The sequence below is a fragment of the Saccharopolyspora sp. NPDC050389 genome (assembly GCF_040655595.1).
In the GTDB taxonomy this organism is placed as follows: domain Bacteria; phylum Actinomycetota; class Actinomycetes; order Mycobacteriales; family Pseudonocardiaceae; genus Saccharopolyspora.
Genome location: NZ_JBFAKG010000002.1, coordinates 194,381 through 203,075 on the forward strand (window position 1 = coordinate 194,381; position 8,695 = coordinate 203,075).

Annotated in this window: 6 protein-coding genes; 4 read left to right on the plus strand and 2 right to left on the minus strand. The window is 71.3% G+C overall.

The annotated features are described in order from the left end of the window. Positions 1–2 precede the first annotated feature (2 nt). Positions 3–659, plus strand: a complete 657-nt coding sequence (locus AB0I53_RS02260; RefSeq protein WP_358595103.1) for a Pr6Pr family membrane protein — start codon at positions 3–5, stop codon at positions 657–659. A gap of 338 nt (positions 660–997) precedes the next feature. Here AB0I53_RS02260 and AB0I53_RS02265 read toward each other — a convergent pair whose 3' ends face one another. Then, complete coding sequence (locus AB0I53_RS02265; RefSeq protein ID WP_358595105.1) at positions 998–2,575, minus strand: hypothetical protein; 1,578 nt, start codon at positions 2,573–2,575, stop codon at positions 998–1,000. Between the two features lie 205 nt (positions 2,576–2,780). Between AB0I53_RS02265 and AB0I53_RS02270 the strand changes: the two genes are divergently transcribed. Together AB0I53_RS02270 and AB0I53_RS02275 are read left to right on the plus strand one after the other, a co-directional pair. Then, a complete protein-coding gene (locus AB0I53_RS02270; protein ID WP_358595107.1) occupies positions 2,781–6,536 on the plus strand; it encodes a trypsin-like peptidase domain-containing protein in 3,756 nt (1,251 codons plus the stop codon). Positions 6,537–6,706: 170 nt separating this feature from the next. After that, positions 6,707–7,096, plus strand: a complete 390-nt coding sequence (locus AB0I53_RS02275; protein ID WP_358595110.1) for a CU044_2847 family protein — start codon at positions 6,707–6,709, stop codon at positions 7,094–7,096. Positions 7,097–7,103: 7 nt separating this feature from the next. Here the strand turns inward: AB0I53_RS02275 and AB0I53_RS02280 are convergent, their stop codons facing one another. Then, positions 7,104–7,655 carry a CGNR zinc finger domain-containing protein gene (locus tag AB0I53_RS02280; RefSeq protein WP_358595113.1) on the minus strand — a complete coding sequence of 184 codons (552 nt, stop codon included), beginning with the start codon at positions 7,653–7,655 and terminating at the stop codon, positions 7,104–7,106. An 89-nt stretch (positions 7,656–7,744) separates the two neighbouring features. Here AB0I53_RS02280 and AB0I53_RS02285 point away from each other — a divergent pair, with 89 nt between their 5' ends. Next, the gene (locus AB0I53_RS02285; protein ID WP_358595115.1) at positions 7,745–8,572 is read left to right on the plus strand and encodes an alpha/beta hydrolase; all 828 of its coding nucleotides are present in this window, start codon (positions 7,745–7,747) and stop codon (positions 8,570–8,572) included. Positions 8,573–8,695 lie beyond the last annotated feature (123 nt).

Below are 8,695 nucleotides of genomic sequence, written 5' to 3' on the forward strand. Positions count from 1 at the left end.
ACATGCGCAGGCCGGCCGCAACGCTCTACCGCATCGCCGTGGCGCTGGCGGCCGTCGTCGGGATCTACCTGAGCACGAAGGACGGCAGCTTCACCGGCTCACTGGTGTACTTCACGATCCAGAGCAATGTCGTCGTGGGCGTCGTGTTCGCCTGGGCCGCGGTGGCGACGGCGCGCGGCGCGGGACATCCGCCGCAGTGGCTCAAGGGCGGCACCACGCTCTTCATCGCGATCACCGGGCTGGTCTACAACCTGGTGCTGGCCGGGCAGCCGTTCCAGATGACCGCCGCGCTGTCCGACACCTGGGAGCTGGGAAACCAGCTGGTGCACGTGGTCACCCCGATCGCGGCGGCGGTCGACTGGCTGCTGTTCGACGAGCACCGCCGGTTCCGCTGGGCCAACGCGCTGCACTGGCTCGCCTACCCGTTCGGCTACCTGGCGTTCGCCCTGATCCGCGGCGCACTGCTGGACGAGCCGAACCGGTACCCGTACCCGTTCCTGGACGTCGACGCGCTCGGCTACGGCGGGATGGCGCTCAACGTGGTGATCTACGGCGGAGCGTTCTTGCTCCTCGGCCTGGCCTTGGTGGCCCTCGACCGCGCACTCCCCCGCAACGCGCCCACGATCGCCACTCCTGCCCTGCAACGCGCTGCGGCCTGACGTTTCCCCTGGCCAATGCCCGTGTGTACTTTGTGCCGCTGTAGAGGCTGTTTTGGATGTGGTGACGTGCGGATCTAGTAACGCGGGCGTTTTGTCTTTGAAGCGGCGCAGCCGCTTAGCCCACCCACGCAACCCGCACCGCCGCGGGTTCACGGTGCCCACCCCTCCGGGGTTCTCCCAGCGAGGACAGCCCCGACGTGGTGAATTGGCCATTCATGATGTCGGGGATCCCACAGCGAGAAGACCGCGGTGACTCCCGCAGGGGGCCGCCACCCGCACCGCCACGCAGGACGAGTTTGGAAACAGGCTCTACAGCACGAAGTACACACGGCACCTGATCAGGCGCGTTGCTTGCGGCGGTGGTGGAGGTTCGCCAGGGCCGTCACCGCGAAGGCGCACGCGCACGCCACCACCATCGCCAGGGCCATGCCGAGCTTGTTCGTCGCGATGAACGGCGGCACGAACGCCGGCAGGTAGGCGGTCGCCTCCGAGCCCGTCCAGCCGACCAGCGCGCCACCCGCCGCCGCGCTCAGCAGCGCACCCGCGAAGACCCGCTTGTCGGCGAACAGGAACGGGTAGGCCGCCTCCACGAAGGTGCCGAAGCCGAAGTTGACCGCCGCGCCCGAGGCCGCCAGCGCGCGCTCGCCGCTGCTGCGCGGCAGCACCACGTTCGCCAGCGTGATCCCGAGGCTGACCATCACCAGGCCCACCATGTCGATGGCGCCGAAGAAGCTGTGGCCCTTTTCGCCCATCTCGACCAGCACGAGCGGCAGGATCACCGCGTGGTAGACGCCGCCGATGATCGCCGGCCACATCACCAGCCCGGCCACCGCGCCGGCCAGCAGCGGGTTGAACTCCACCAACGCTTCGATGCCGGTCTTGACGCCGTCGCCGATCGCACTGGTCAGCGGCGCGAGCGCGAAGTGCACGACGAGCCCGCCGAGCAGCCCGGCGAGGCCGCCGGTGACGATGTTCGCCGTCGTCGCCGGGAACCGGTGCGCCAGCGTCCAGGTGAGCAGGTACGACGCGAGCACGCCGGCGAGCACGCCGCCCACCAGGCCGCCGAGGATCCCGCCCTGCGCCGACAGGATGCCGGCCACCGCGCCGGCGACCAGCCCGACCTCGCCGAGCCCGGAGACGCGGCGGGCGGCGACGGCCGCCACGACGATCGGCAGCCCTTCCATGAGCGTGTCGAAGACCGGCGACAGGAAGTCGAGCCCCGGGATCTTGCTGATCGCCAGCACCAGGGCCATCGCGATGAACGCGGGGATGCTGCCGACCATGATCCCGCGGATGCTGATCCGCCGCCACGGGCTGCCTTCGGCCACTGTGGACGGTCCGCTGCCGATGACCGGCCGGTACTTCAGGCCCCAGCGGCGGGCGAGCCCGGACACGTAGGACACCGCGCGGGTGGCGCTGGTCGTGCCGGTGGTGCCGGATCCGGCGACCAGGTCGACGCCGAGGGCCTGCGCGGTGGCCAGCGAGGTGCCGCCGGTGCCGCTGGCCGGGGCGCGAACCTCCGCCGCCGCGGCGACCGCCTTGCCGTTGGTGCCGGACGGGTCCGCGCTGACCAGGATCAAGCCGTCGATCTCGCCGGAACGCAAGGATTGCGCGAGGCGCTCGTCGTGTTCCCCGGCCGTCTCGTTGACCTCGCTCAGCGAGCCCTGCGCGGTCGGTGCCGGCCCAGCGGGTTCCAGCGTCCACAGCGTCGCCGCGGTGTCGTCCGAGGCGTGGTCCATCGACGATTGGGCGGCGACGAACTGCACCGCGGCCAGTTCGATGCCCGCCGCGTCCAGCTGCCGCGCGATGTCGGCCAGCAGCCGGGCCGGGTCGTCGCCGCCGTGGCTGTGCAGGTTTCCGCCGCTGCTGCCGATGATCGCGACGCGCTTCGGGCCGTCTCCGGGCGACTGGGCCATCGAACCTCCGGGTGTTGCGGGAGAAACCGCTGGGCAGCGCCCAGACCGCAGGCATCCTAACAACCACTACTCGTCCGATCGGGTGACGAAGGGCGGCCGGTTGCGGCCTTGCCGGCGCGGGCGGAGGCCGATCCGCCCGATCCGTCGCCCGAAGATCGTTCGGCGTGCCAATCTGGCCGAGGGTTCCGATTCCCAGGGAGGCTGCGTGGAGCTGGTCGAACGCGCGCTGGTCCGGTTGTTCCGGGACGGGCGGCCGGTCGGTGTTGGTTTCCTCGTCGGCGACGGCCTGGTCCTGACCTGCGCGCACCTGGTCGCCGACGACCACGTCGAGCTGGACTTCCCGGTCCTGGGCGAGCGCTGCTCCGCCCGGGTCGTGCACCGCACGGCTGATCCGGATGTCGCCGGTCTCCTCCTCGACCGGGTTCCTGCGCGTGCCAGGGCGTTGCGCGTGGTCGCGGCCGACGAGGTCCGGGATCACCGGGTGCGCACGTTCGGCGTGCCCGACCGCCGCCCGGACGGCGTGTGGTCGCAGGGCGTGGTGCGGGGCTCGATCGCCAACGGGCGCCTGCACATCGAGGACGATCGCGCGCACGGCCTGCCGATGCTGCGGGGTTTCAGCGGCAGCCCGGTGCTCGACGACGACCTGGGCGCGGTCGTCGGGATGGTCGTCGAGGTCGAGGCGCGCCGCGAGCACCGGATCGGCTACGCCCTGACCGGCTCGCTCCTGCACGACGCGTGGCCGGATCTGGCGGCGCCGCAACCGTCGCCGTTCCGCGGCCTGGAGCCGTTCCAGCGCGAGGACGCCGAGTACTTCTTCGGCCGCGAGGAGGACACGCGCGAGCTGGCCGAACGGCTGGACCGGGACGGCGTCGCCGTGGTCACCGGCCCGTCCGGCTGCGGCAAGTCGTCGCTGGTGCTGGCCGGTCTGCTGGCCGAGCTGGACGTCCCGGCGATCGTGGTCCGCCCCGCCACCGGCAGCAGCCCCGGAGCCGCGCTGGCCGCCGCGCTGCAGGACGACCGGGATGCCGAGGACGCGCTGAACCACATCCTGGTCCGGGACGACATCCGGCGCCTCGTCCTCGTCGTGGACCAGCTCGACGAGGCGTTGGCCCGGTTCCCCGACGAGACGGCCGATCTCCTCGCGACGCTGCTGGCGGTCGTCGACTCGCACCGCCGAACCCCGCGGATCGACCTGGTCGTCACCACGACTGCCGAACCGCTCGACACGCTGCTCGCCGACACCCGCTTCGGGGCCGCGCTCGCCCGCCGCACCACGACCGTGGGCACGGCCGAACTGCGCGAAGTGATCGAAGGCCCACTCGCCCCGGTCGGCATGCCGGTGCTGGAGAACGGCCTGACCGAAACCTTGCTGGACGACCTGGCCGACGAGCGAAATCCGTTGCCACTGCTGGAATTCACCCTCACGCTCCTCTGGGAGCGCCAAGAGCGGGGCGTGCTGACCCACCGGGCGTACCGGGAGCTGGGCGGCGTCGCCGGCGCGGTGGCGGGCTACGCGGAGCAGGTGTGGCGGCGCTTCGACCCGAACGAAGTGCGCCACGCGCTCACACAGCTGGTCAGCCCGCTGGAGTCCGGCGGATACGTGCGCCGGGCCGTCGCGCCGGACGAGCTCGGTCCGATCGCGACCGAGCTGGCCCGCACCCGGCTCGTCACGCTCCGATCCTCCACTGTGGAGCTCGCGCACGAAGCCCTGGTGCGGCACTGGAAACGGCTGCGCCACTGGGTCGAGCAGGACCGCGACTTCCGCATGTGGCAGGACGATCTGGATCGCACCGCGAACCGCTGGCACGACACCCGCGATCGCGCGCTTCTGCTGCGCGGCAAGGCCTTGCGCCACGCTCTGGAGAGATCCGACCGGATCACCGACAGGCAGCGCGAGCTCGTCACGGCCAGCTCCGCCGCGGCGGCCCGCCGCTTCCTGTGGCGCATGATCGCCGTGGTCACGACCGTGAGCCTCGTCGCCTCGCTGACCTTCGTGCTGAACCAGATGCTCGACCAGCAACGCACGGTCGCCGCCAACAACGCCGCCGAGGCCCTGCTCACCCGGTCCAGGGTGGCGGATCCGCCCGGCGAGCAGGCCGTCAACGCCGTGCGCGCGTACCGGACCGTCGATCGCCTGGACACCAGGGAGTCGCTGCGCGGCCATTCCCGCTCACTGCGCTACGCCGAACTGGCCCTCGACGGGTCGGCGATCCCGAATCCGTCGGGCACGAGGATCGCGCGCACGACCGACATCTGGAGCCTGAACCCGGAAACGTCCACTGTGGCCACCGACGGCAAGAACCAGGTCTGGCTCGGCGACGACCTGGTGGCGACGCACGACGACAAGGGCCCGATCACCATCCGCGACGCCCGCACCGGCGCCATCCGGCACACGATCGACACCCGGGCGGACCTGGTGGCCGGCGACCGGACGGGCCGCTACATCGCCTACGCCGAGCGGGAATCCACCGAACTGCACCTGCGCGATCTCACCGCGGGCGAGATCACCCTCACCCTGCCGGGCGGATTCCTGCTCGTCGGCGTCCTGCCCTCCGGCGAGGCCGTCGTCGACGACGACACCGGCGTCGTCGCGCTGGCGCCCGACGGTTCCCGCCGACCGCTCAGCCGCGGATTCAGCGAGGACCTGCCCGAACGCCCCGAACCGACGCACACCCTGTGCTACGAAGGCGACCTGAGCATCATCGGCGCGTTCAGCGGCGCCACCCTCGCCCGGGTCACGTCGGTGACCTGCAAGCAGGGCGTCTTCAGCCCCGACGCGAAACACGCGGCCGTGATCGAGCAGGCCGAGTCGGACGGGCCGGAGATCCTCCGGGTCGGCCCGGTCGACGGCCGGCTGCGGGCGATCCAGGTCCCGGACGGCTTCGCGGCGACCCGGCTGGCCGTCGAGCCGGACGGCACCTACCGCGTGATCCTCCACCGCAACGGCTCGGCGCTCGTCCTGCGCATTCCCCCGGAAGACGCCCTGGACCAGGCGCTTTCGAACACGAACCACGCCGACTTCACCCCGGATGGCCGCCACGTGGTGATGCTGGACAGCGAGGGCCGTCTTGAGGTGTGGAATCCCGTTACCCGCACCCGCGAAACCCTGATCCACGACGACCGGATCCGCACCTCGTTCGGCCTGTCCTACGCCGTCTCCCCCGACTCGGCCACGCTCGCCGTCGGATCCGGCCGGGTCACCCGGTGGAGCCTGCCGGACCTCGCGCCGATGGGCGAGATCGACCAACCCGGAAAACCGGTGTTCCTCGACGAAAACCGCCTGATCGTCCAGGACGGAGACCGCGTCAGCGCGTGGGACTCCCGCGGCCGGTCTCTCGGCACGCCGTTCACCGTGGCGGACAGGCGGGCGGACTTCGCCGGGGCCGGCGACCAGATCATCGCGATCACGCAGGACAAGCGCCTGCGCCGCTACGACATCAGGACCGGCGCGGAGGTGCCCGGCTCGGAATTCGCCTTCGGCGTGACCGAAACCCGCAGCGACGCGATCGCGCCCGCCGTCTTCGACGACCTGGTCGCGCTGTACGTGGACAGCGGCGTCGAGGTCTGGGACATGACCGGCCACGAGCGGCTGGCCCGGATCCGGCTCCAGGAAACGCTGGGTGTCGTGAAGCTGCGGTTCGTCGATCGCGACGAGGTGGAGCTCACGATGTCCGGCTACATCGGGGCCGGCGCCAAGGACGGCGGCACCGTGGTCCAGCGGTGGAAGCGCGACGTGGGTTGGGGCCTGCCCGCGTTGATCGGCCGCCCGACCGATCTGGTGGAGGATCTGGACGGCCCGGCCGCTCCCGGCTACGCCAACGCGGGTTCGAGCATCGGCGGGCTGGAATCGGGCGACCCGCGGCAATGGCTGGAGCTCGTCTGCGGCGTGGTGCGGCGCAGCGAGGTGCCCGCGCACGACGGCAACCTGCCGGACGGCGCGTACCGGGGATCCGTCTGCTGAGAGACATCCCAGGAGCTTGAATGTCAAGCCGCAGCGTTTTCGGTGTGATGCCACCAGGCGGTGGTCTCGTCGTAGGGGGTGCAGGAAAACAAGAGTGCTCACCCGCCGGCCGACTACCAACCAGGAGTGTGCCGGATGGCTCACTCCCAAAACTGATTAGGAGAACGAGGGTGAACGAGTACGTCGAGGTGCGCACCGAGGACGGCGAGCTGCTGCCGTTCGAGCTCGACGAGGACTACGACGGGCCGGTCAGCGCGGGTCGCCGGTGGGACGCCGCCGTGGAACGCGCCGAGGAGACCCTGGAAACCGGCATCGAGCGCGCCAAGGCGGTGGCCCGGTCCGTCGCCGCGAAGATGGGCAGCCTGCCCGATCCCCGGCCGGACAAGGTGGCCGTCGAGATCGGGCTGAAGGTCAGCGCCGGGGCCGCGCTGGCGATCGCGAAGTCCACCACGGAGGCGCACATCAAGATCACCGTCGAGTGGCAGCGCGGCAGCCTCCCGACGCCGCCGGCGGACGATCAGCAGACCGCCGAACCGGACGACACCGGCTCCGAGTCCTGAAGCCCGACTAGGGCTTGGCGGCTTGGCGGCGGGCTCGGTGGTTGGCGACGTTGAGGCGGTTGCCGCACAGTTCGGGCATGCAGTAGCGGCGGCGGCCCGCTCGGCTGGTGTCGACGAAAACCCCGTTGCACACCGGCGAAGCGCAGTCCCGGAACCGGTCGTGCCCCAGCGCGCGCAGAGCACCTAGCAGCCCGGTTCCCACGAGCACCGCCAGCTCGTCGGCGAGCGATGCGCGCGGCGCGGTCGCGACGTGCCACTGCCACCGGCCTTCGTCGTCGCGGTGGAGCGACGGGCCGGTGGCCGCCCGCGCGACCAGTGCCGCCGCGCCTTCGGCGAGCCGGTCTTCGTCGGCGGCTTCGATGACGGCCCGGATCTCCTGGCGGAGCGCGCGCACCTGGTCGAGATCGGCGGCGGTCGGCCTGCCGTCCGCCAGGGCGTCGGGCCGGATTTCGTGCTCCTCGAGGAAGTGCTCCAGGGCAGCGGGATCGACCAGCACCTCACCGGCGCTTCGCACCTCGGGCGCGGTGTTGACCAGGCTGGTGGCCAACCCCGCCCCCAATGAGTAACCGTTAAATATTGTCTTCAACCCTTACTCTCCTCTACTGTAACCGGAGAAACTCGAATATATCCCTTACCTATGGAGGATCGATGCTCACGAAGTCCGAGACGTGGCGGCTCACCGACCGGGTCGAGGTGTCCGGCGGCGAGGTCGCCACCGGCGTCTTCGGCGACGGGCCGCCGGTGGTCCTGGTCCACGGCACACCAGCCTGGTCGTACCTGTGGCGCGACGCCGTCCCCGTGCTCGCCCAGCGGCACACGGTCCACGTGTGGGACCTGCTCGGCTTCGGCGATTCCCGCGCGCATCCCGGAGTCGCCCCGTCGATCGCCCGCCAGGCCCGGACGCTCGCCGAGCTCGTCGAACACTGGGGACTCGACGCGCCAAGCCTGGTCGGGCACGACATCGGCGGCGGGATCGTGCTGCGAGCCCACTTGGTCGAGCAGGTGCCGGCCCGGAGCCTCGCGCTGCTCGACGCCGCCGTGCTCGGCCCGTGGAACACCCCGTTCACCGAGCACATGCAGACCCACGAGGACGCCTACCGCACGATGCCGCCGCACGTCTTCGGCGACATCATCGCCGCGCGCTTCCGCACCGCCGCGCACCGGATGTCCGGCGCCGCCGAGGCGGCGTACCTCGCGCCCTGGGCCGGCGAAGCCGGGCAGCAGCGCTGGATCGACCAGGTGGCCGCCGTGAGCTTCGAGGACACCCGAGAGGTCGTGGCCCGGCTCGGCGAGATCACCGCGCCCACCCTGGTGCTGTGGGGCGAGCGGGATGAGTGGCTGGACGCCTCCGTCGGCGATCGCCTCGCCGCAGCCATTCCCGGCGCCCACCGCGCGACGGTGCCCGATGCCGGACACTTCATCGCCGAGGACGAGCCGCGGAAAACCGCGACGGCACTTCTCGACTTCTTCGGTTAGTCCCCCGGTTCGCGCAGCTCCGGGGCCGTGAGTCTTTTGGGTGGCCACAAGCAGCCCCAAAAAACACCGGCCCCCGGGGGGAACGCCCCCGCACCCCCGGTTAAGGGGGCCCCCCCCCGCCGG

Bases quoted from the DNA above. Each gene is read 5' to 3' on its own strand.
- AB0I53_RS02260 (WP_358595103.1), top strand. From the start codon at position 3: ATGCGCAGGCCGGCCGCAACGCTCTACCGCATCGCCGTGGCGCTGGCG.
- AB0I53_RS02265 (WP_358595105.1), bottom strand. From the start codon at position 2,575: ATGGCCCAGTCGCCCGGAGACGGCCCGAAGCGCGTCGCGATCATCGGC.
- AB0I53_RS02285 (WP_358595115.1), top strand. From the start codon at position 7,745: ATGCTCACGAAGTCCGAGACGTGGCGGCTCACCGACCGGGTCGAGGTG.